The sequence below is a fragment of the Marisediminitalea alba genome, assembly GCF_002993365.1.
Lineage (GTDB): Bacteria > Pseudomonadota > Gammaproteobacteria > Enterobacterales > Alteromonadaceae > Alteromonas > Alteromonas alba.
The window spans coordinates 1-21,967 of sequence record NZ_PVNP01000094.1; the positions used below are offsets into that span (position 1 = coordinate 1).

General features: G+C 51.7%; 19 protein-coding genes and 2 pseudogenes. 12 read left to right on the forward strand and 9 right to left on the reverse strand.

Translation table 11 applies throughout. From position 1 onward, the window contains the following. Positions 1-323: pseudogene (locus tag C6Y40_RS24950) on the forward strand (chromosome partitioning protein ParA); the annotation flags it as partial. A gap of 278 nt (positions 324-601) precedes the next feature. Here the strand turns inward: C6Y40_RS24950 and C6Y40_RS10295 are convergent. The 5 genes from C6Y40_RS10295 to C6Y40_RS10315 form a co-directional block, all read right to left on the reverse strand. Next, positions 602-1,198, reverse strand: a complete 597-nt coding sequence (locus tag C6Y40_RS10295) for a VIT1/CCC1 transporter family protein (protein WP_240621906.1) — start codon at positions 1,196-1,198, stop codon at positions 602-604. A gap of 78 nt (positions 1,199-1,276) precedes the next feature. After that, positions 1,277-3,493 carry a PepSY domain-containing protein gene (locus C6Y40_RS10300; protein WP_105934529.1) on the reverse strand — a complete coding sequence of 739 codons (2,217 nt, stop codon included), beginning with the start codon at positions 3,491-3,493 and terminating at the stop codon, positions 1,277-1,279. Positions 3,494-3,512: 19 nt separating this feature from the next. Next, complete coding sequence (locus tag C6Y40_RS10305; RefSeq protein ID WP_011784788.1) at positions 3,513-3,986, reverse strand: DUF2271 domain-containing protein; 474 nt, start codon at positions 3,984-3,986, stop codon at positions 3,513-3,515. A 54-nt stretch (positions 3,987-4,040) separates the two neighbouring features. After that, entirely contained in the window at positions 4,041-4,421 is a 381-nt protein-coding gene (locus C6Y40_RS10310) for a PepSY domain-containing protein (RefSeq protein ID WP_019677800.1), read from the reverse strand. A 76-nt stretch (positions 4,422-4,497) separates the two neighbouring features. Further along, positions 4,498-5,814 (reverse strand): ferredoxin reductase family protein, encoded by a 1,317-nt coding sequence (locus tag C6Y40_RS10315; protein ID WP_105934530.1) that lies wholly within the window; start codon positions 5,812-5,814, stop codon positions 4,498-4,500. A 167-nt stretch (positions 5,815-5,981) separates the two neighbouring features. Here C6Y40_RS10315 and C6Y40_RS10320 point away from each other — a divergent pair, with 167 nt between their 5' ends. The 9 genes and pseudogenes from C6Y40_RS10320 to C6Y40_RS10365 all read left to right on the forward strand — a co-directional run bounded on the left by C6Y40_RS10320 (position 5,982) and on the right by C6Y40_RS10365 (position 16,649). After that, complete coding sequence (locus C6Y40_RS10320) at positions 5,982-6,647, forward strand: response regulator (RefSeq protein WP_019677802.1); 666 nt, start codon at positions 5,982-5,984, stop codon at positions 6,645-6,647. Next, positions 6,637-7,962: an ATP-binding protein gene (locus tag C6Y40_RS10325; RefSeq protein ID WP_105934531.1), complete on the forward strand. Its 1,326-nt coding sequence runs from the start codon at positions 6,637-6,639 to the stop codon at positions 7,960-7,962. Before C6Y40_RS10320 ends, C6Y40_RS10325 begins: the two co-directional genes overlap by 11 nt. Next, complete coding sequence (locus C6Y40_RS10330; RefSeq protein WP_019677804.1) at positions 7,953-9,092, forward strand: helix-turn-helix domain-containing protein; 1,140 nt, start codon at positions 7,953-7,955, stop codon at positions 9,090-9,092. The genes C6Y40_RS10325 and C6Y40_RS10330 overlap by 10 nt, the downstream gene beginning before the upstream one ends. A gap of 216 nt (positions 9,093-9,308) precedes the next feature. Beyond that, positions 9,309-9,881, forward strand: a complete 573-nt coding sequence (locus C6Y40_RS10335; protein WP_105934532.1) for a DUF6448 family protein — start codon at positions 9,309-9,311, stop codon at positions 9,879-9,881. Between the two features lie 240 nt (positions 9,882-10,121). Then, the gene (locus C6Y40_RS10340) at positions 10,122-10,592 is read left to right on the forward strand and encodes a hypothetical protein (protein WP_105934533.1); all 471 of its coding nucleotides are present in this window, start codon (positions 10,122-10,124) and stop codon (positions 10,590-10,592) included. Positions 10,593-11,663: 1,071 nt separating this feature from the next. Then, positions 11,664-11,786, forward strand: coding sequence for a DnaB-like helicase N-terminal domain-containing protein (locus C6Y40_RS10350; protein ID WP_104934773.1), 123 nt, complete (start codon positions 11,664-11,666; stop codon positions 11,784-11,786). A 258-nt stretch (positions 11,787-12,044) separates the two neighbouring features. Then, a complete protein-coding gene (locus tag C6Y40_RS10355; RefSeq protein WP_019677822.1) occupies positions 12,045-12,605 on the forward strand; it encodes a recombinase family protein in 561 nt (186 codons plus the stop codon). Between the two features lie 2 nt (positions 12,606-12,607). Next, positions 12,608-15,577: pseudogene (locus C6Y40_RS10360) on the forward strand (Tn3 family transposase). A 25-nt stretch (positions 15,578-15,602) separates the two neighbouring features. Further along, a complete protein-coding gene (locus C6Y40_RS10365) occupies positions 15,603-16,649 on the forward strand; it encodes a DNA-binding protein (protein WP_105934534.1) in 1,047 nt (348 codons plus the stop codon). A 63-nt stretch (positions 16,650-16,712) separates the two neighbouring features. Here C6Y40_RS10365 and C6Y40_RS10370 read toward each other — a convergent pair whose 3' ends face one another. Continuing rightward, positions 16,713-17,813, reverse strand: coding sequence for an ATP-binding protein (locus C6Y40_RS10370; protein WP_105934535.1), 1,101 nt, complete (start codon positions 17,811-17,813; stop codon positions 16,713-16,715). Positions 17,814-18,213: 400 nt separating this feature from the next. Further along, positions 18,214-18,462, reverse strand: a complete 249-nt coding sequence (locus C6Y40_RS10375; RefSeq protein ID WP_004748898.1) for a hypothetical protein — start codon at positions 18,460-18,462, stop codon at positions 18,214-18,216. A 114-nt stretch (positions 18,463-18,576) separates the two neighbouring features. Here C6Y40_RS10375 and C6Y40_RS24595 point away from each other — a divergent pair, with 114 nt between their 5' ends. Then, positions 18,577-19,494 (forward strand): hypothetical protein, encoded by a 918-nt coding sequence (locus C6Y40_RS24595; RefSeq protein ID WP_146129538.1) that lies wholly within the window; start codon positions 18,577-18,579, stop codon positions 19,492-19,494. Then, positions 19,473-19,958: a hypothetical protein gene (locus C6Y40_RS10380; protein ID WP_105934538.1), complete on the forward strand. Its 486-nt coding sequence runs from the start codon at positions 19,473-19,475 to the stop codon at positions 19,956-19,958. Before C6Y40_RS24595 ends, C6Y40_RS10380 begins: the two co-directional genes overlap by 22 nt. 373 nt (positions 19,959-20,331) lie before the next feature. On the opposite strand, the gene C6Y40_RS10385 is transcribed toward C6Y40_RS10380, so the two are convergent. Then, positions 20,332-20,931, reverse strand: a complete 600-nt coding sequence (locus C6Y40_RS10385; RefSeq protein ID WP_105934536.1) for a methyltransferase family protein — start codon at positions 20,929-20,931, stop codon at positions 20,332-20,334. Between the two features lie 125 nt (positions 20,932-21,056). Next, positions 21,057-21,967: efflux RND transporter permease subunit (locus C6Y40_RS10390; RefSeq protein ID WP_170308455.1), on the reverse strand; the 911-nt coding region annotated here is incomplete at its 5' end.

Below are 21,967 nucleotides of genomic sequence, written 5' to 3' on the forward strand. Positions count from 1 at the left end.
CCAATGCGGCGCTAAATAGCGACTTGAACGCAAAGATGGAAGATATCCAGAACCTGGAACACGAGTATGAAGAAGCCGTGACAAGGTGCCGGGAATACCAGCATAAAAATGAGCAATTGTCGGAAAACATGGCCGCGCTCACCACTCAGAAAGCAGATGTCGATAAGCAAGTGGCCGTGTTATCCCACGCACTGGAGACCACCAAAGCCGAACTGAAAACCGCCCAGGATAAAGTGGCATTTCTGACCGATGAGAATAAGGTGATTCTTCAGGAAAAAGCAGTGATCCAAGGGCAGTTTAAACAGCTTCAAAGTTCGCTATAACGATTTAATGGATGTGTTTTGATCGTCTGGCTGCAAATGCAGAAATCGTTGCCAGCCCCTAAACGAGCAAACTTGGCAAATTTGTCGGTTCTTCCACAAGACCCTGCAGGCCAAGGAGAAGCATCGATTCGACCAACGTCAGGTGGAAAAAGAATATTGATATTCCTACATATTATCAATGTGTTATAGGTTTTGTGGCTAAATTCAACGCTTTTACCGGCCGAATGCAGCCGAACCTCAAATACAGGGATTAACGGCTATCAAACGAAAACCTACGGTTACGAGGGTGCCACAGGATTCAAAACCGTAGGTTTTCGTTCAAATGCCCCCGCTGGTCCTAAAGGTAAAGCACCAACCGACAAAAATGCGGCGAAGGTAGTCAACGCGGCTCGGCGTGGGCTGAGTCCGGCACCCGAGAGTCCGTACTCTTCTCGCAACATGGTTGCTACCCACACATCGGGATTACGACTGATAGCCTCCACTACTTGCTCCAGCAATTCGCCGTCGAATCCCTTCGCCTGAAACAGCTGGCGAATTTCCTCACGTTCACCTTCTGGCACAGCACGGATATGTTCACGTTCTGTGCGTTCAGCAAATTTGATCTGATTCAACTGCGCCTGGCCCGCTTCGTAATTACTTACCGCCATGCTGAAGCCGTCTGCAATCAGGTTTGCAAAGCCGAGTACCAACGCAACCTGTGGCGAGAAACCTGCGCCGAACGCACCCGATACAACCGCAAACGTTGTAACGCAGCCATCGATGCCGCCAAGTACTGCGTCTGGAAGTGTCGATGCCTTAACGGGACCGGCAAGCCGTGCACGAACGGCATTTGGCTGGTGCTCGCTTAGCAGTCTGTCATTTTCTGTGGATGGCATGTTTCAGCCTCCTGTTCAGGACGCGATGCGGTGTGCTTTGGGATTATAGACTCTGCTCGGCATTTGTGGCTTTGTCCATCAATACACATCTTCAAGATAACGCCCCTGGCCTCTCAGCGTTTCAATATCGATGTGCAGGGGTTTGAGAATGTCTCCTATCACCTGCCGCACTGCCGCTGCCATATCCCGGCCACCACAGACCAGTATCTGCGCACCGGTGCTAACCATCTGCTGTACCGCTAACTCATCCTGCTTTAGCCTATCCTGCACGTAGGTGCGCTCGTCTGCTCTTGAGAAGGCAGTGTTCAGCGCGCTCAGTCGATGATCGTCAAGATAGCGCCCGAGCTCGGGTTGGTAGAGAAAATCCGAACTGGAATCGCGACCGCCCCAGTACAGATACATAGGGTTGCGTCTGGTATTTTTTCGGATGAAACCGGTTAACGGACCAATGCCGGCACCTGCACCGATTAGGATAACTGGCTGGCTACCTGTAGCTGGCCGGAAGCCTGGATTGGGGCGGATAAAACCATCGATACAAGCTCCCGGCTTGAGGTCATGCAAGTACCCGGAGCATAGACCGCCGGGCTGCTTGCGGACGCATATCTCAACAATCCCGTCACTAGCTGAGGACGCGAGCGAGTAGAACCGCGGGGCTTGACCGTGTGGGGGAATAACCCCCAAAAGGTCTCCCGCCTCGAACGGTGGCAGCGCTTTAAATCTTCTTGGAGAAGCCGTTAGCCATCCGCCCTGCTCCGCCGGTTTGAACCGGAAGATACTGGTGGGCGCCTGAACCACAATCCCGTAATCCGCCCTTTCTACCAGTTCCAGTTTGACCGTTGCTGGCTGCAATGCACAGTAGTTCAAGAAAAGCGGAGTACCGATAACCTCACCAACCCGGTTTCCCCACTCACTGAATTGCGAGGCAGAACACCGATCAATCAGTTCAATGGCGTGCAAACGGCTGACGCCTTTACCGGCGAGCGCAGCATCCACCGACAAGGCAAACTGACAGAAGTTCGGAAACTGCCGGTCACCAAAACCCAGTACCGTGTATCGCAGGTTCTTCTCAGCCCGGAATTCTTTGAGCCTGGCCATAAACTGCCGGGCCGATGCGGGTGCATCACCATCGCCGTATGTCGAAGTCAGCACGAACAGCCTGGAAGCCTGCGGATACTGCTTAGCCAGGGCATTCATCTCGCTGCAATGCACGCGGAAACCGGCCTTATTCAGGCTGCTATGGAGTTCCCGGGCAAATCCCCAGGTGGCATTACCTTCGGAGCCGACCAGAATAATTGTATCCGCCTGAGCGGCATCGGCGTTGTCAGGAAGCTGCCCTGAAGACCGGCGACGCTGCCACCAGATGGTTGCACCTGTTATCGAGAGAGCTGGCACAGTCAGTGCCGCAGCGCCAAGAGTCAGGCCAAGCCACCATAGGCCTTCACCGGTGTGCAAACGTACAATCCAGTCCTGCAATACGCCGCTGTCAGAGCGCGGCTGGAACTGCAGCAACTCGCCCGTAGCCTGGTCCACGAATCCGGAGCCGCCGGCGGTTGACAGCGAATAGACGTCCTGCGGATCACCGGGATAGGGAAACACCAGTTCCCGGAGTTCGCCAAGATCGAAATTGCCTAGCGCTTTTAAGGTGCCCACAGGCGATGGTTGCCCGCCCGAGACCTCAGCCGGAAACCCTGGCCCTGTGTCAGGCGCTTCCGGCAGCAAACCAAAGCGCTGTGCCGACATATAGCCACCGGTCAGTGCGGATAACAGTAGGCCGAGCACGGCAAACCGGGCCAATTCGGCATGGATTCGTTTCCCGCCAGAGCCGGAAAGCGGTCTTAATATATTCTTCCAACCCCCGGTACGCCGGGCTATCAAAAATATTCCCGAAAGACACAGAAGCACCATCAAAACAGCCAATACGCCGGCCAGCGCTCTACCGGCATCATCCAGCATAAACGCACGATGCAGATCCTTGATCCAGCCAAAGAATGCGGAAGGTTCGTAGGGCGTGCCCTCACCTGTTACCGGATTCACCAGATCCGCACCGGCCTGGCCGTCACGGCTGTAATAGACAATGACCTTGCCAGAAGGCTCTCGCACGATCTGCTCAGTCCCGGGATAGTGAGCAACGATCCGGTCAGCCAGCTCGGCGATACTGATTTCACCGGAAGCCGGAATGACCGCTGAGGCTCTTTCCAGCACCGGCGCCAAAGCCAACACAGCACCCGTGACTGAGAGAACCATCAGAAGCAAACCAGTAAGCAGGCCCGGTAAGCTGTGGAACTTGCGCAACATAGCCGACGCTCCCGGTGGATTATTGAAGCTCGTAGGTCAGAGCGCGCACGTAACCACGTCCTGAAACCGGCTTTCCGGACCCTTCGGTGGTCAGGGGGGCTATCACATCGGCTCTGATATCGCGCATATCTTCAACAGCAGAGTCGACTCGAACCTCATAGCCGTTGTCGATCAGCGAATCATCGAGGTTCAGAGTCACTTTCAGCGTGCGGCCACTGGTAACACTGGCGCCAGTCAAGCCGTCATACTCTGCAGGATCAAGCCCACTGCCCCGGGCCCAGCCTCCCAGGTGTTTGTAGTATTTAGATTTCTTCCCGGAAACCCAAAGGGTACCCTGATACTCTCCGGCGGCATCGGTAAGATACAGCGCCAGATAGGCTCCATCGCCGCCGTAATTCTGTAGTTCCGTAGTGAAGGTCACGTCACGGGCCTGGGCGAATACCGGTAAAGCCAAGGCGGCGAAAAGGCTGCAAGTGAGAACAAACGTTTTCATAAATGGTCTCCAAAAACCTGATGAACGTTAAAGGAACAGGGCAAATTCGCTCAGTTACTCAACGGTAACCGTGGGACGCCCCTTGACGATGCCGTTGCGTGGCGCCTGACTTTTGGGATTGTCCTGTCCATTTTTCCTGTTGCCGCGGTCCCTCTCCTCATCGTCACTGTCTTCACGCTCCCATTTCATCATGGTCAATGAAGCGGGCGCGAAAGAGGCTTCTGCCCTGACCCCATCGGCATCGAGGCCCCGGACTTCATAACAACCGTCGTCAACCTTTATTCGGTGAACTGTCCAGCCTTCGGCTTCCAGCTTTTCACGCAGATTTTCACGGGGCTGCCAACTCGCCACCGGATCATCGCAGTCGTCATCGGCCAGTGCGGTGCCGCTCAGAAGTAACAAAGACAGGCTCAGAATAATGGGTTTGGTCTTCATGGTGTCTCTCCTGCTGGTTGTGTTAAATCCACTCTAAGGCGCTAACCTGACAACGACCTGAACAAACGAGGCCATTTCAGCGGAACTGAAAAGCTTCTTTATGGAAGCGAGTCAGGCGGAAGGGTGCTGCCCGCAAGCCGTTTCTAATGGCTTCCCCCAGCCCTGCCGGGCCGCAGAACCAGACCTCTGCGCCTGCTGCCGAGCGTCCGTTGGTAGACAACGTCTCGGCAGACAACCCCTGCCCCTTGCTGCTGTCATGAATCTCGAGGTGTATCCCGGGAAAGCCATCGCAAAGCGCCCGAAGTCGATCCACCATGGAATCCTGGCCGGCGTTGCGCGTGCAGTAATGCAGATCGGCTTCAGGCACGGTGGCGTCGGTGGCGCTGCTTAGAGCTTCGAGCCAGGCCAGAAACGGCGTGATCCCGATGCCACCGGCTATCCAGATCTGGTGGGATTTGCGGTTGCGGCGATCGAAGTTAAAACAGCCGTAAGGGCCTTCTATATTTACGGTTTGCCCCACGCTGATTTTCTGGCTCAGATTGCGGGTAAAGTCTCCGAGGGATTTGATGAGGAAGGTAACAGTGCCATTTTCCCGATCCGCACTGGCGATGGTGAACGGGTGCGCACCCTCAATCCGGTCGAAGGTCACAAAGGCGAATTGCCCCGCACGGTGACCGGGCCATGCCGGCCCCATGTGGCAGGTAACTTCGGTGACGTCCCGGTCTGGTGTTTTGATCGCGGTGACCATACCGCGAACCTGGCGACGACGACCAACTCTGCCGGTCAGAGATAGCCCGCTGGCGATGCTCCCGCCAAAGAGCAAAATGGCCATCAGTAGTCCGATTGGCTGCTGCCACCATTGCAGCGGAGTCAGCCACGCCGCGTGGAAAGCGAGCAACAGATAAAGCACCGGCATGCCGCGATGCAAATAACGCCAGTATTTGTAGGGAAACTTGCGCCACAAAGTGATCAACAGCATGGCGAACAGCAGATAGACGGCGAACTCCCCTACCTCTTCCGCAGCATCGCGCATGGTGTCGATGAACCCGGAATAATCCTGATCGTGCAGCCTGCCGGCCTTTCCGAAAATCGACTCTATAACATCGTCACCCATTTCAATCAGCCAATGAGCTGCCGCGAATACCACTGCCAGAATGCCCGCCCATTTGTGGGTGCGATAGATCTGATCCAACCCGCCCAGCGGTCTCTCCAACCAGGCTGGGCGCAGAGCCAGCATCATGGTCAGTGACATCAGAGCAATGGATAACAGCCCACTGAGCAGCAGGCTCTGGTCATAGACTGCCCAGGGAGAACCGGCCCCAGGACCTGCAAAGAGGTTCCAGGCCCATAGGCCCAAAACCAACACAACGAAAGGAAAAATCATCCGCATCATCACATCTCCTGCGATCGGTACCTGGAATATTCCCCCGAAGGCTAGCGCCCAAACCTGACAGCCAGCTGAAGGTCGGTGAAGAGAGATCGAAGCGTTATTGACCATTCAGCTGGCTGTCAGGTTTGAGCTGTAGTATCTTGATTCCAGGGCTGGGTCAGAGGTGAACGATGCGGGTACTTTTGGTGGAGGATACGGTGGGATTGGGCGAGGCGGTCCGGGATCAGATTGCGGACGACGGCCACGCTGTGGACTGGGTGCAAACGCTGGGCTTTGCCGAGGCGAGTGTCAGGACCACACCCTACGACCTGATTCTGCTGGACCTGATGCTCCCCGACGGTCATGGCTTGGGCTTTTTGCGAACACTCCGGGCTACCGGAAAAACAACACCGGTGATCATTCTTACTGCCAGGGATCAGGTGTCTGACCGGATTGAAGGATTAAATGCCGGTGCTGACGACTACCTGGTCAAACCCTTTGATCTTTCGGAGCTGTCGGCCCGCGTGGCCGCGGTGGCTCGCCGATATCGCGGCAATCCAAGCCCGATTATACAAGTGGGCGAGCTGATGATTGATCTTGGCGATCACCGCATCAGTCGCAACGGCCTGCCGGTAGAACTTACGGCACGGGAGTGGGCATTGTTTGAGGGCTTTATCCAGCGACCCGGAATGCTGTTATCGCGATCGCAACTGGAGGATCGTCTATACGCTTTCGGGGCCGAAATCGAAAGTAACACCATCGAAGTTTATGTCAGCCGTCTGCGTAAAAAGCTCGGGCGGGACGCTATCGTAACCGTCAGGGGAATGGGCTATCGCCTGGAAACACATGACCACTAGAACCAGCCTGCAAAAAACACTCGGTATCGGCCTGACACTCGGTGTCACCCTACTCTGGCTGTTGGGCGTGACCGCTTCGGGACTGGTGGCACAGCATGAAATGAACGAGGTCTTCGACAGTGCCCTGGAAGAAACCGCCCAGCGCATACTGCCACTGGCGGTCACCGACATCCTGAACCATGAGAACGGCGCGGGCAATCAAAAGGCCCCAGCCCTGAAAGACCATGACGAATACCTGACCTATCTGGTACGGGACGAAGCTGGAAATATTCTGCTCCAGTCCCACGATGCCGACCCTGGCGTGTTTAGCAGGACCCCCGCGGAAGGGTTTTCAGATACTCTGACCCACCGGCTATATGGCGTATCTGCAGTCAGCAATACCATCTATCTTGAAGTGGCCGAACCCTTGGCGCACCGGCGTGAATCCGCTCTGGAGGCGGGATTAGCCTTACTGTTGCCTTTACTGGTGCTGATTCCGGTCAGCCTGTTGGGTGTCTGGTGGATTGTCCGGCTTTCCCTTCGTAAGGTGGTCGATTTTCAGCAAGACATTGAATCCCGCGGCGCGGGAGATCTGTCCCCTGTTGTAGAAGAGCAGTTACCCCGTGAATTTGAACCAATCGCCGGTGCCATCAACCGGCTGCTTGAGCGTTTGCATCGTGCTCTCGAATCAGAACGCAGCTTTACCGCCAACAGTGCCCATGAATTGCGAACTCCCCTGGCAACAGCGCTTGCCAAAGTGCAGCGACTGAAAACCAGAATGCCCGATGATTATCTCAAGAATGATGTTGCAGAAATTGAAGAAGCGTTACGCAGTCTCTCGGTGCTGTCCGGAAAACTGCTCGAGTTGGCAAAAGCAGAAGGTGGCGGTGCACTCTCACAAAGCCAGCAGGATCTTGTGCCCATCCTCGCGATGATTGCCCGGGATTTTGAGGCCCAGGCACCCGGGCGAGTTGTTTTATCCCTGCCGGAGCGCGAAGTGAACTCCTTTCTTGATCCCGATGCCTTCGCCATCCTGGTGCGTAACCTGATCGAGAATGCCCTTAAGCATGGTTCCCGTAGCGAGCCGGTGAAGATCAACCTGAACGATAATGGGGTTTTAAGGGTCTGCAATGGCGGTGCAAGAGTGCCACCGGAACAGCTCGCTCTTTTAAGAAACCGGTTTGCACGCGCCAAAACGGACGCTGCAGGTTCTGGCCTGGGCCTCGCGATTGCCGATGCGATTGCTAAAGGTGCCGGCATGACCCTGCATCTCAGATCGCCGGCAACAGGACGGCAGGATGGTTTTGAAGCGGAGCTGAATCTGGCATGTATCTGACACTCACCGACATTGTGCTGCTGACGAGCATCATTCAATCGCTGGCTCTTGCCGTTTTTCTCCTACTTCCATCCAACAGTGGGCTCATATCTAACCGACTCCTGGTTGCCACTCTGGTGTTCTTCGCCGCCGGGCTGGGAGAGATCTTCCTCTATGGCAGCGGGCTTGCGCTCCAGTACCCAAACTTCGCCTACCTCGGAACACTCATCGGACTTTTACAAGCCGGCACGCTCTATCTATATGCGCAATCGCTGATGTATCAGAATTTCCAGTTACGCGGGAAGCATCTCGTGCACACGTTGCTCTTCTGGGTGGTCGGCGCAATTTTTCTGATTGAATATTATTTACAGCCAAGCGAGACCAAAGTTCAGATTCTGCTTGAACGGGACCACCCGGGCGTACTTACCTCTCCCCTTCTTGCAGTCGCTATTCACGCGGTCTTTCTGGGCTACCTGTACGCGACTATTCGTGCGATTAACCGTTTCGGCCTTGGTATTCGACAGATTTTCTCGAGTATTGAAAACAAACAACTTGCGTGGTTACGGACGCTTCTGATCGGCTATGCAGTGGCTTGGACCGTGAGCATGATGTACTGCCTTACAGCGCATGTGTTTAGAAGCGTGCCCGGAACCGAGTGGGTGGCCGGCGCTGGCGCTGTAACGGGCTTCATTTTCATCAATTTTCTGATGATAAACTCTCTTCGCCAACCCGTTGTTTTCTCTGGATTGGCAGCAGACCAGGCCGCCTTGCTGGAAGAAGAGCCCACGCCGCAGTTTGATCAAACTTTAAAGGTTAGGCTCCAACAGTTAATGCACCAGGAAAAGCCCCACTTGCACCCCAACCTGACCCTGGAACAACTTTCACGGAAATTGGGCGCCCCTTCAAGAGAGGTTTCACGGGCCATTAACCAAGGCTTTGGCTGCAATTTCTTTGAGTTCGTCAGTCGCTATCGCATCGACGAGGCGAAATCGCGCCTGGCCGATGCAGCCAATCAGGCAAATATTCTGCAAACTATGTATGACTCTGGCTTCAACTCGAAGTCCGTATTCAACACTGCTTTCAAGAAAGAGACAGGATTTACCCCCAGTGAATATCGCCGACGAGCCCTGCAGGGCGATATCCGACCCTAGCCACGATCCTGAACCTGGCTACCCGGCGTTCGAGTACGCTCTCACCCGATACTGAAACCTCTAAACAGCTGAATTGTAGGTTTTTATTTCTAAACCATGGCATCGGTTCGGTTTCGTACTTGCGAACGATTCTTTGGCCTCCCTTCCGTACTCTGATTGCCAAGCGCCACCAAACCCGGTGCGCGTGAAGCTCAACGCAATATGAAGAGGTCATGTATGAAAACCAAATTACGCAAAACCGCTGTTCCCGCAGCAATCTTCAGCCTGATGTTTGCCGGTAGCGCCCAAGCTCATTGTGATGCTCTGGACGGTCCCGTGATTACCGAAGCCCGTGCGGCACTGGAGTCAGGCAATGTTAAGCCCTTGCTCAAATGGGTGCCGGCAAAGGATGAGGCCGAAATCAAAAGGGTATTCGCCGATGTGCGCCAAGTCCGCGGGCAAAGCGAAACTGCGAAAAACATTGCCGATCAGCATCTGTTCTCGACGCTCGTTGAGGTTCATCGTGCCTCCGAAGGCGCACCCTTTACCGGCATCAAGCCTTCCGGACAGATTGATCCGGGTTTAATGGCGGCGGATGCGGCGTTGGAAAACGGGCAAATTGATCGCCTCGTGGCAAATATAACCCGCAAGATCGAGAACGGTATTCGTGAGCGTTATCATGAGGCTCAGCGTGCAAGGGCCATGGCTGATCAAAGCGGCGATAAGGGGCGTGCCTTTGTCGCTGACTACGTCAATTACATTCACTATATAGAGGGCGTGCATGGCGCTGCTGGAGGGCAGGGGCACTAATTCCTATCTTCACGCAGACGCAAAGCAGGCTGACGGCCTGCTTTGCCGTTGTATTCATTTCCAGTTTCGCCTTCGGCTGAATTTTCAGAGGACTACAACGCTACAAATACGCTTGGATGAAGATACAAAACCAATGTACTTATTGATCGAGAACAGTATTTGCTCAGCGGCGTACTATAAGATGTCGATATACGAGCAAATGTTGGTTAAATCGTAAATTGTTTTATTCGGGAAATGAATATGAAAAAGATACTTTATATCGTAGCGTTTATTGGAGCTTTGAATACTTTACAGTTTTCAATTGTGAAGGCACAAGAGCATGAGCATGACGCTCAAACTCACAAGCTTGAATTAGCGTTGAATCACGGTAAAAGATGGACTATTGATGAGAGTCTGCACATCGGGATGACGAGCCTCAAACCTGAAATAGAAATAAACTTAGAAGCGATTCATAATAATCAGTTTTCTACTACTCAATATCAAGAATTGGCGCGAAGCTTAAATGACCATTTAAATTTTATATTCAAAAACTGCAAACTAGAACCGCAGGCAGACGCTCAGCTCCATATCCTCCTTGCGAAAATAATGCGCGGTGTAGAGCAAATGAAGTCTGCTCATAATCAAAAGCAAGGTGTTGTTCTTATCATTCAGTCATTAGATGAGTATCCCGCTTATTTTGAAGACTCAGACTGGCAACCTTTAACACATTGAACTTTGAAATGTTTGAAACTGCTGAAAACTGGATTGATTTCGATTTTGCATTTCTAACATATTTGAAAGCCACATCTGTAACACGTGCAAAACAAGGAAAATAATCGACTGAGAAGGGGGAAGTGCTGTGAGAACATTGCATGGCGCACCCGACAGGAGTCGAACCTGTGGCCTCTGCCTCCGGAGGGCAGTCACGGGTTCGGTGGTAAATCGTTAAACCTAGGCATGGTAAGGGGTTAAGCGGTGTTGTGGCTTTTTATTTTGCGTCGAAATCGACACTTTTGAGACCGTTTAATGACAAAATTGGTCACAGAATACCGACGCCGAAATTTCAATTTTTGACCTTTGCCTCGCGACAAAAAATTCTGAACCTTCGAAAAAACCTGAGTTTTTAGGTGGAAAAAATTCCACCATTTTTGAGCGATTCTGAAAGTTTCTGAGAGGGATTGTAACCTTTACCTGAGGGGGAAAAGTAGTTTTTAATGATTATAGTTGGTTGGGAGTTCACAAAATTATAACTTAGCATTAAGCTCAGATCGATTTATAGACAATTTGATTTCTTGAACCAGCCCAAAGGAGATGGCGAATGACAGTGGGGACATGCAGAAACTGTAAAAAGAAAAAACAACAGCTCGATATATATGGAAATTGTAAAGCCTGCGGAGCGACATCCTTTGGCCAGGGTATAGCGGATTATACCTTTGACAAGCTTGAAGAATGGGCGAAAAAATACGTGTCTCCGACTGTGTTTAGAGTAGTGTTTGGTAGTATTTTCCTGCTAGTGCTGTATGTAATCTTTGCCTGAGGTTACAACCAATTGGTTGAGCTTTTTTTAAAAAGTAGCCTTAACTACTTATTAAGTAATCACTGGCCATGATTGAAGCCGCGACGATTTAGTATTCAGCTGGTCGTGTTTTAGGGAATCTCAAAAGCCACAAAGATTTTTAAGTGACTGTTTAATATGTGATTTGCACTTGATTCTAGGTGGTTTTGATTTTTTTTCATTTTTAGCGAACGTTGTGGCGTCCAAAAGCCTGTTGTCTTTCACCAAAAAAATCGGGGAAAGATGATATGAAAACGCCACAAGATAATTACGCTGAACAAATGGTTTTGAGTACGGTGTTACGGCAACCGGAGGCGATGGAAAAAGTAGCGGAAAAGCTCTCGCATAATGATTTTTACTCAGCAGAGTGAATCAATCGTCCAAATGATCCGGCAGTATGCAAGTGGCATTTCGATCCCAGCCTAGTTCGTGTTCAGAGTCTTCGCAAAAAAAATCCTCCGAGTTTAATGTGCAGCCTGCCGGTATTCGCTGTCAGTTTGAACTACACCCTAACCAGGCGTCAGGCATTGAGTGGTACATGCGTCAGAATAGGGTGGTATATAGAAATAGTTGACGTTTGTTGCGAGGGGTCTTAGAGTTCTCTTGACACTTCGACGGGGGAGCGGGTTTTGAAAGGTCAGCGCATCGGTTATATCCGAGTCAGCAGTCTTGATCAAAATCCGGAACGCCAGCTTGAGCAGGTCGCGGTTGATCGGGTGTTCACGGACAAAGCGTCCGGCAAGGATACCCAACGACCCGAGTTGGATCGACTGATCACCTTTGTCCGCGAAGGCGATACCGTCGTCGTCCATAGCATGGACCGTCTCGCGCGCAACCTTGACGACCTGCGTCGCCTGGTCCACACGTTGACCCAACGGGGTGTCCGCATCGAATTCATCAAAGAAAGCCTGACTTTCACCGGCGAAGCGTCGCCGATGGCCAACCTCATGCTTTCCGTCATGGGCGCATTTGCCGAGTTCGAGCGTGCATTGATACGCGAGCGGCAGCGCGAAGGCATCGCACTGGCTCGAAAGCGTGGAGCGTATCGCGGTCGCAAGAAAGCCCTCTCTCCCGAAAAGATCGTCGAACTCCGGCAGCGCGTTGCAAACAGTGAACAAAAGGCGGCGCTGGCCCGTGAATTCGGCATCAGCCGCGAGACGCTGTACCAATACCTGAAAACGGTTGACTGACTATGCCCCGCCGTCGCCTATTGACCGCCGCTGAGCGGGATAGCTTGCTCTCGTTTCCAGAGACGGACGACACGCTCATCCAACACTACACTTTCTCCGAATCGGACTTGTCGGCGATTCGGCAGCGGCGTGGCCCGCACAACCGATTCGGTTTCGCGGTCCAGTTATGTTATCTGCGCTATCCCGGTATCGCGCTACCCACCAATGCCGAGCCACCAGCCTCCTTATTAACGCTCATCGGCCAGCAGTTGAGCATTGGGCCTGAGATTTGGCCGCGCTACGCCAAGAGGCCTGAAACGCGACGGGAGCATCTGGTCGAATTGCAGGCCTGGTTGAACCTGTCTTCGCTCAGCGGCGATGACTACCGGCGGTTTATTGACTCCATTGTCGACCTGGCCCAACAAACGGATCGCGGCATCGTTCTGGCTGAAGCGCTGGTCAAGTTGCTTAGACAACAACGCATCATTTTGCCGCCGCTGGATGTCATCGAACGCATGTGCAGCGAAGCGCTCACGCGAGGCACCCGACTCGTGTATGAAACGTTAACCGCGCTATTGACCAATCAGCATCGCCGCGCCTTCGAGCAGTTGCTGGCGATTCGCAAGGATATGTCGAGTAGTGCACTCGTCTGGCTGCGCCAGTCTCCCGGACCACCGAGGCCCAAACATATTCTGTTCCACCTCCAACGATTACAGACCGTGCGCGAGCTCAACCTCCCGGTTGGGCTTGAACATACCATCCACCAGAACCGTCTGCTGAAGCTCGCCCGTGAAGGCGGGCAAATGACCGCCCAGCACTTGCGGGACCTTGAATCGAGCCGTCGCTACGCCACACTAGTGGCAATCATACTCGATACACGAGCCACGCTGATTGACGAGATCATTGACCTACATGATCGCTTTATGGGCTCGCTGTTCAGCAAGGCCAAGCGTACACATGCTGAGCGCTTCTAGCGCTCCGGCAAGGAAATTAATAATAAGGTACGTCTGTACTCGCGTGTTGGGCGCGCACTGCTCGATGCCAAACAGACCGGAAGCGATCCGTATGCCGCCATTGAGGCGATCATGCCATGGGAGGTATTCAGTGCAAGCATCACCGAAGCGGAAAAGCTGGCCCAGTCAGAAGACTTCGATTACCTCGCTTTAATTGGTAGTGGCTTCAACTCGCTGCGGCGTTACACGCCGACGCTTCTGGATGCACTGGATATGAAGGCCGCACCGGCGGCGCGCGAGTTACACGCCGGGATCGAGCTGCTAAAGAACATGAATCAGCACCAGTCTCGTAAAGTGCCGGATGACGCCCCGACTGGCTTTATCCGCAAGCGCTGGGAAAGTCTGGTGTACACACCGGACGGAATTGACCGACGCTTCTATGAACTGTGCGTGCTATCCGAGCTCAAAAATGCGCTACGTTCCGGGGACATCTGGGTCCAGGATTCGCGGCAGTTTAAGGATTTCGAGGATTACCTGTTGCCGCCGACACGGTTCGAGGGTCAGCGTGAAGATCGAAAGCTCGGATTGGCGGTTGAAACGAATTGCGATAACTACTTGGAATCGCGATTGGCAACGCTGGACCAGAAGTTGATCACCGTAGAACGCCTGGCCTTCGCCGACCAGTTACCCGATGCAGGTATCTCACCCTCGGGCCGCCTAAGAATCACGCCATTGGACAACGCCGTGCCTGATGCGGCGGAAGCGCTGATGCAACAGGCCTATAGTCGGTTGCCGCACTTGAAGATCACCGAACTGTTGTTGGAAGTCGATAACTGGACGGGCTTCACGCAACACTTCACTCACCTCAAAAGCGGCGCAACCGCTGGGGATCGACAGCTACTACTCACGACGATCCTGGCTGATGCGATCAACCTGGGGCTATCCAAGATGGCTGAGTCCTGCCCTGGCACCACCTACGCTAAGCTGACGTGGCTCCAGGCGTGGCACATACGCGATGAAACGTATTCAGCGGGATTGGGGAGCCTGGTCAACGCTCATTCTCGCCAATCGTTCGCCGCATACTGGGGTGATGGCACCACGTCATCATCGGATGGCCAGAACTTCAAAGCCGGCGGTCGCGGTCAATTTGCTGGCCATGTAAATTTGAAATACGGTCAGGAGCCGGGCGTACAGTTCTACACGCATATCTCGGACCAGTACGCGCCGTTTCATTCCAAGGTCATTAACGCCACTGTTCGCGATGCCACTCATGTTCTGGATGGTTTGCTGTACCACGAGTCCGACCTTCGGATAGAGGAGCACTATACGGACACGGCTGGCTTTACCGATCATGTGTTCGCCTTGATGCACTTGCTTGGGTACCGCTTCGCCCCGCGTATTCGTGATTTAGCCGACCGTCGTCTGTACATAAATGGTGACACAAAACAGTATCCGACACTCGCAGGCCTAATCGGCGGTCGCATCAACGTAAAACACATTCGGACGCATTGGGACGAAATCCTTCGTTTGGCGGCATCGATTAAGCAGGGCACTGTCACCGCATCACTGATGCTGCGCAAGCTCGGGAGCTATCCGCGTCAGAATGGCCTCGCGATCGCATTGCGCGAGCTGGGCCGCATTGAGCGAACATTATTCGCACTCGACTGGATGCAAAACGTCGAACTGCGTCGCCGCGTGCAGGTTGGTTTGAATAAGGGCGAGGCTAAGAACGCGCTGGCTCGTGCCGTCTTCCTGAACCGGCTCGGTGAACTCCGCGATCGCAGTTACGAGAATCAACGCTACCGTGCAAGCGGACTCAATCTCGTCGTCAGCGCTATTATCCTTTGGAATACGGTTTATATGGAGCGGGCGGTTCAAGCACTGCGCGAAGACGGCCGGGATATCGACGAGACGCTTCTGCGGCATCTTTCTCCCTTGGGCTGGGAGCACATCAACCTGACCGGCGACTATATCTGGCAGCAGGACAAACAGGTCGAACAAGGAAAGTACCGATCGTTACGAACACTGCAGAGGTCTTAGCGTACGATTTTTTCCGTTTCGTGAGCTGACCCCTGGAGTCACTTACCACGATGTTGCTAAAGCCGCCGAAGTCATTAAAAACCAGCGCCAAGAACCCACGGTGGACCGAGTGCGGGAACAGCTCGGTACCGGCAGAAAAAGCACCATCGCGCCGTTGCTCAAACGTTGGCGGTCAGACAATGGGGCGGCGGCCGATGTCAGTGGACTGCCGAACGAACTCGTCGAAGTGGTAAAGTCCCTGCATGAGCGGGTGCAGCAGATGAGCGACCATCGGATCGAACAGGCTCGCGACGAATTCAAGGCTTCGAATGATGAACTACGAAAAGAACTGACCGAGGCCCGCAACACCATCGCGCAGCTTACCGCTCGCCAACAAGATCTGGACGACCAACTACTACGTGTTACAGAGAAAAAAAGCCAGCAAGACAAGTCCCTGGAAGATGCCCGTGTCGGCCTGGCCAAAGCCGAGTCCCAGCGGGATGAAGCTCTTGCACGGATCACTGAATTGAAAGAAAGCGTTGCCGAACTCAAGCAGGAAAACCGGGATATTCGCGATCATTTCGAACATTACCAGCAGCGAACTGCCGAAGACCGCCAGCAGGAGCGCGAACAGTTCCGTATAGTGAACCAGGGGTTGAATGATCAGATTCAGGATCTGCAACACCGGCTCGCTCAGGCTGAGTCGAGAGCGTCAGAGCTATTTGACGCTAATGCGCAGTTACAACGCAATGCCGATGAATTAAAACAGGCCAATGCGACGCTACACAGCGACTTGAACTGCAAGATAGAGGATATCCAGAACCTGAAACACGAGTGTGAAGAAGCCGTGACAAAGTGCCGGGAATACCAGCATAAAAAAGAGCAATTGGCGGAAAACATGGCCGCGCTCACCACTCAGAAAGCAGATGCCGATAAGCAAGTGGCCGTATTATCCCATGCATTGGAGACCGCCAAAGCCGAATTGAAAACCACCCAAGATAAAGCGGCGTTTCTGATCGACGAGAATAAGGTGATTCTTCAGGAAAAGGCGGTGATCCAGGGGCAGTTTAAACAGCTTCAGGAATCGTTATAGACTGGAGAGTAAATATCTCTATGTTTCAATGCCTTAGGGGTGAAGTGGCTAAATTCAACGCTTTTACCGGCCGGACCTCAAGTAGCGCTTCAAACCAGGCTTTTCAATGTTGTACCCGTCCTTTCGGGTCTGGCTGATTAGACTGGCTTCCGATAGACGCTTGATGGCACGCTGGATATTAGAAGCGACGCCTTTAACATCGGTTTCCTTGTCGATTCTGGCCATTAGCTCTTTTGAGAAGGGGTTTGTACCCTTGCAAAGCGCCAGAAACACAAGCCGGTCGATCGGCTTCAGTCTCTTTGATATGCCCTCGAAATCTTCGGTTGCTTCCATAAGCTGAAGCACATATTCCAAGGCTTCCTCAACAGTAGCCTTGAAGGTAATCATTTGGGCGATCAGCTTCATCATCCAGTACGGTGACTGATCCAAGTCCAGGAAGGCCTTGCGTAATGGTTGAATGGCAATAGTGATCTGGTGGTTTTTGGCCAGCTTGTCTCTCAGAAATTCAATGAATTGATCATCGAGGTCTGGAAAATCGTGTTGTTCAACGAAGTGGTAGAACGGTGACTTTGATTCGTTCAGCAGCAGATCCAGATAGTGTCTGGAGGAGCCGGTAAAAATGCTTTTTACCTTGCCTTGGCGCTTGTCCAGCATGGTCCGGAGCGTGTGAGCAAGCGGGTCAAACTGGGTGGACGTTGTTAGATGTTGCACTTCATCAATCAGTAGCAAAACCGTTTTCTTGCCAGCCTTTTCGACCAGCATACTGAGTAACTGATCGAGATAGGCGAGTTCTTTGCTGGTTGGTTTACTCGGATTGTCGGCAAACTCTACTTCCATTTTCCCCAGCAGCTCGTTGCTTACGGTGGTCTTTTTGATTTTGGCCTTGAGCAACCGGCTGAAGGTCGCTTTTTTATCGAGCGCCGCAATGGCATCTTCCAGGGCTGCGATCAGTCCTTCATGGGGGGCATTGATGTTTTGCCATAGACTCGCATAGACAGGGATGTAGTTTTTCTTCTGCGATAGTGGCGCGAGATCCTGAAGGATGAATAGCGTCTTTCCTTTACGTCGAGGGGCTATGATCGCTAGGCTTGATGAGATACCGAGGGCCAGTAGGCCAAGGTATTGTTCTGCCAGCTCTGTTCGTGGATAGTGCCACCCTTCCATAAAAAGGACCTCTATATTTGTTTTGTGACTTACGCGGGATTACGCGCCAATTGCATAATTACGCATAATACAGGTAACTGCGCGTAATTCAAGTCCTACGAGCTATTTTTGATAACAACTACTATACCAGATCAGCATTAGGGAGCGACCAAGCGCCAGCCTCACCCCCTCACTCCGATCGACACTCCCGAGTAATCCCTACCTTACTGATTGACCCCTGCACCGGGAGGCGTAGCCTCGCGAGTGCCAAGGAAACAGAAGGAAAATAAAGGAAAGGTAAGGAAAAAGAAGGGGCGCAATCTGAATTTTGCACGAAGGCTGGGGTGTGGCACCAATAAAGAATACCCCTTGCTGATCTGGTATAGTATACCTGTTTTATTTATGCTGTCTTGGCCTAGCTTCAGGATGCTGCCTTAATTTGGGCATCCTGAAAACCTATCCTTGCTGCGACTGATTTTGCGTAACTTGTGCTTCTGCACTCTATCACTCGCCCAGCGTCATCCGTAACTAGGTAACGATCGCCGCCCTGTCCCTGCTGGGCAATCGTCACTACGTTATATGCTCCTACTTCCTTGTCGGACGGTACGATCTCGCATTCGATGAGATGTCCAATCCGCAGCATATTGAGAGCCATTTCAATGGTGTGCATATTCAATTCCTTCAGTGATTAATATTCGTTGCAAGACTGGCTTACATTTGCTTATCTAGTATTCTATACATATTACTAATGTAGTTTGGACTTGCTGTCCAGTGTGGTGGTGGAATGAATATCCAAACTCATGACAATACAGCCGTCTTACCTGCGGAATACATCAGGGTGCTTTACGAGGCTTACCAGGTGTTGGCCGAGGCCTGCCTGACGTTAAGTGGCGCGGTCCGTTCGGACCGGGAAAGCTACCCCGTTTATATCCCCACGTTCGGGATGGAAGACAAGGACAAGGAGTCCAATGAAGCACGGGAGGCGGCTATTAAGTCGATGACGCAGTTGTTTGTGGCCGATGAGGGGGAGCATGTGCCAGAAGCAGGAATTGTCTGTGCCTCACCGGAAACGGTAGCTGCCGTGGAACATTTGAACGCCGCAAAAGCTGCCTTCAAAGATGCGGTGATGGCCATACGCAATTTCCAGAAAGAGACTGACGCTTCTGTATCGAGAATCTCCAAGCTGATCAGGGATGAAGTCACCGAAAAAGGTTACAGGACTGAGGCGCTCAAAAAGGCAATGGGCACTGCTGGTATCGGCTCGCTAGACCTCAAGAGATGTTACGCACAGATCAGAATCATGCCACCGGCGCTGGATGTGTTTAGCTGGACGTGGGCGACTAACCATGCCCGGATCAAGAAGGTTACTCTCCAGGAAGCTATCGAGATGGCAAAAAAGCTACCTGGTCAGGGTGCGTCTCAAACTGCCGTTGATTTGTTAAACAAATGCAATCCAGGCGAGATTCTGGTGAAGAAATCAACGCTACCCAATCAGCTCCGTGCAAACTATGCCTACCTTGAGGATGGCAGCATCGTCAGAAAATCATGCCCTATTTCAGGGATCGTGATTGCACAACAGAAAAACCTACCCAGAAAATTCTGGCGATCAACGACGACGCCCGGCCCAAGAATCTGGAATCGAGGAAGAGCCACTTATTCTGGCGTTGGACCTGTATCGATATGCACAATGAAGCTGAATTAAGCCCATCAGATCAGCCAAAAGTTCGCTGTTTTGGCTCCAATGCAGCTCTAACGGTCGAGGCCACCCCGCTTCTTGTGAAAGGCGTACCGCACGGACATACGGTAAATCTCGATGTCGCCCCGAGACAAGGTGAAAACGTCATCTGGGCGAGGAAGATAACTGTTCAATTGAGCGACACTGAGTTGCCGATCATGGCTGCCGTATGCCTTGGCTATCTTCCCAAAGCTCACTTCAAGCGCAGTGGCAAGGGCATCTTCATCGAGCGACAACCCAATAAGCTTTTTGTCTCTGCCACACAAGGAAGCGGTAGTGCATTTGCGCTGCCAATTCCTATTGGCCAGACATTCCAGGTATCGAGCCTTGTCCTGTCTCAGCTTCAGAAACAAACGGAATATTCAGACAGTAATCTACTAATTACTGCGCTTCGAGGTGCAGCAGGACTCTACAAGCCTAACAGCAGTTAAAATCCAAAGAAGCATCATGAAAGATATTCTATTGATAACAACCCTGGCAATGACTTCCAACATAGCAACTGCATCTGTCGAGTGTCAGGCAGAATATATTAAAGGACTGAAGGTTAGCTGTAGTGGCTCGCGAACATAATCCCTCTGACTTGATTACATCGTACATTTTGGACTCACATTAAGTGAGAATATGACCGGTGCCTGACTCACTTTAATTGACAATGAACTCACGCTAATCGAGAACGGGCTTGCAAACATAATCAGTCGGCTCACTTTATTTAAGAATAACGACAGTTCATAAAAATGGACGTTAAAAGATACCGTTCGTTAGTTTATGCATATAAAGCAGCCTGCGCCATTACTTATTTAAGCGTCAAAACTTAAAGCGTGAAAGCTTAGGTATGTATCGGTTAGTGTCAGACTTATATTTTAGAAAATCATCGCCATGCACTTTCTTCAAATAAGGCTCTTCAATTTGTCGAACAATCACTTCAATGCAAATCCAACATACAAAAGCACATGCCCAAAGCAGCAAATGTGGGAACGTTATACACACCCCTGCCCAAAATAGAAAAATACCAAAGTAAATGGGGTTGCGAGACTTTGCGTAAATCCCGTGGGTAATAAGTGCAGTCGTTTCTTGCTGGTCAACGCCAATACGCCATGAATCTCCCATTTGAATTTGAGACAACAAAGTTACAGCAATTCCGCAGGCGCCAATCAAGGAGCCGAGAAGCTGAAATGGAATTGAAGGAACAAATAGTAGGGGCGCACGTCCTAAGTAACCAAAAAGAACTAGACCAAATGCAAAGCAAAACGTAACCACGAATATAGCCCCTGGTACAATTTCTATTAATGGTGCGTTTATAGATGCTGCTCTTATACCAAAATCACCATTTCTCTTATATTGAACAAAGCTTCTACCGAGGGCGGCTAGCGCCAAAAAACTACTAATTAAAATAAGCGAAACCATATCTATCCTTATCGTACATGACGTTAAGAATATGATTGTAAAGTCTATACTTAATAAAGAGTCAATAGGTACCTAAAAATCGTTCAGGTAAAACTTGGGCATTTACGAATAAATGCCCAAGAACACTACTGATCCCCTTTACTATGCACGAGTCGATAGAGTACAGGCAGCACTACCAGTGTTAGCAAGGTTGACGATATTATCCCGCCGATGACCACCGTGGCCAAAGGCCGTTGCACCTCTGCACCTATGCCCGTATTGAGCGCCATGGGCACAAATCCAAGGCTTGCCACTAGTGCTGTCATTAATACCGGACGCAAGCGAATAAGTGCCCCTTCAACAATGCTATTCACTAATTCTCCGGTTTTTAGCAAACGTTGCTTGATGAAGGACAGCATTACCAATCCGTTTAATACGGCAATCCCAGACAACGCGATAAATCCTACCGACGCGGATATGGATAAAGGCATATCCCTTAACCAAAGAGACATTACACCGCCTGTTAATGCCAAAGGGATACCTGTGAAGATAATCAACGCATCGCGTATAGAACCAAACGCAATTACCAGCATTGTCAAAATCACAAACAACGTAACCGGTACCACAATCGTCAATCGTTGACTCGCACTTTCGAGCTGCTCAAAGGTTCCACCATAGTCGAGCCAATAACCAGCAGGTAAATCTACTTCATCATTAATTCTCACCTGAGCTTCTTCAACAAAAGTGCCAATATCTCTGTCACGCACATTTGCTGTGACAACAATACTACGTTTGCCATTCTCCCGGCTTATTTGGCTAGGTACTTCTTTAAATGCCAGTGTGGCTAATTCGCTTATCGGTACATGCTCACCAGAGGGCGTAACGATGGGAATGGTCTCAAGCTGAGTGAGTTCATTTCGAATGTCGTCGGCATATCGCACGACAATTTTAAAGCGTCTGTCGCCCTCAAAAATCATTCCAGCGGTTTCTCCACCTGTCGCAGCATTGAGCCATAACTGCAAGTCGGCTATATCCAAACCAAAGCGTGCCAATTGAT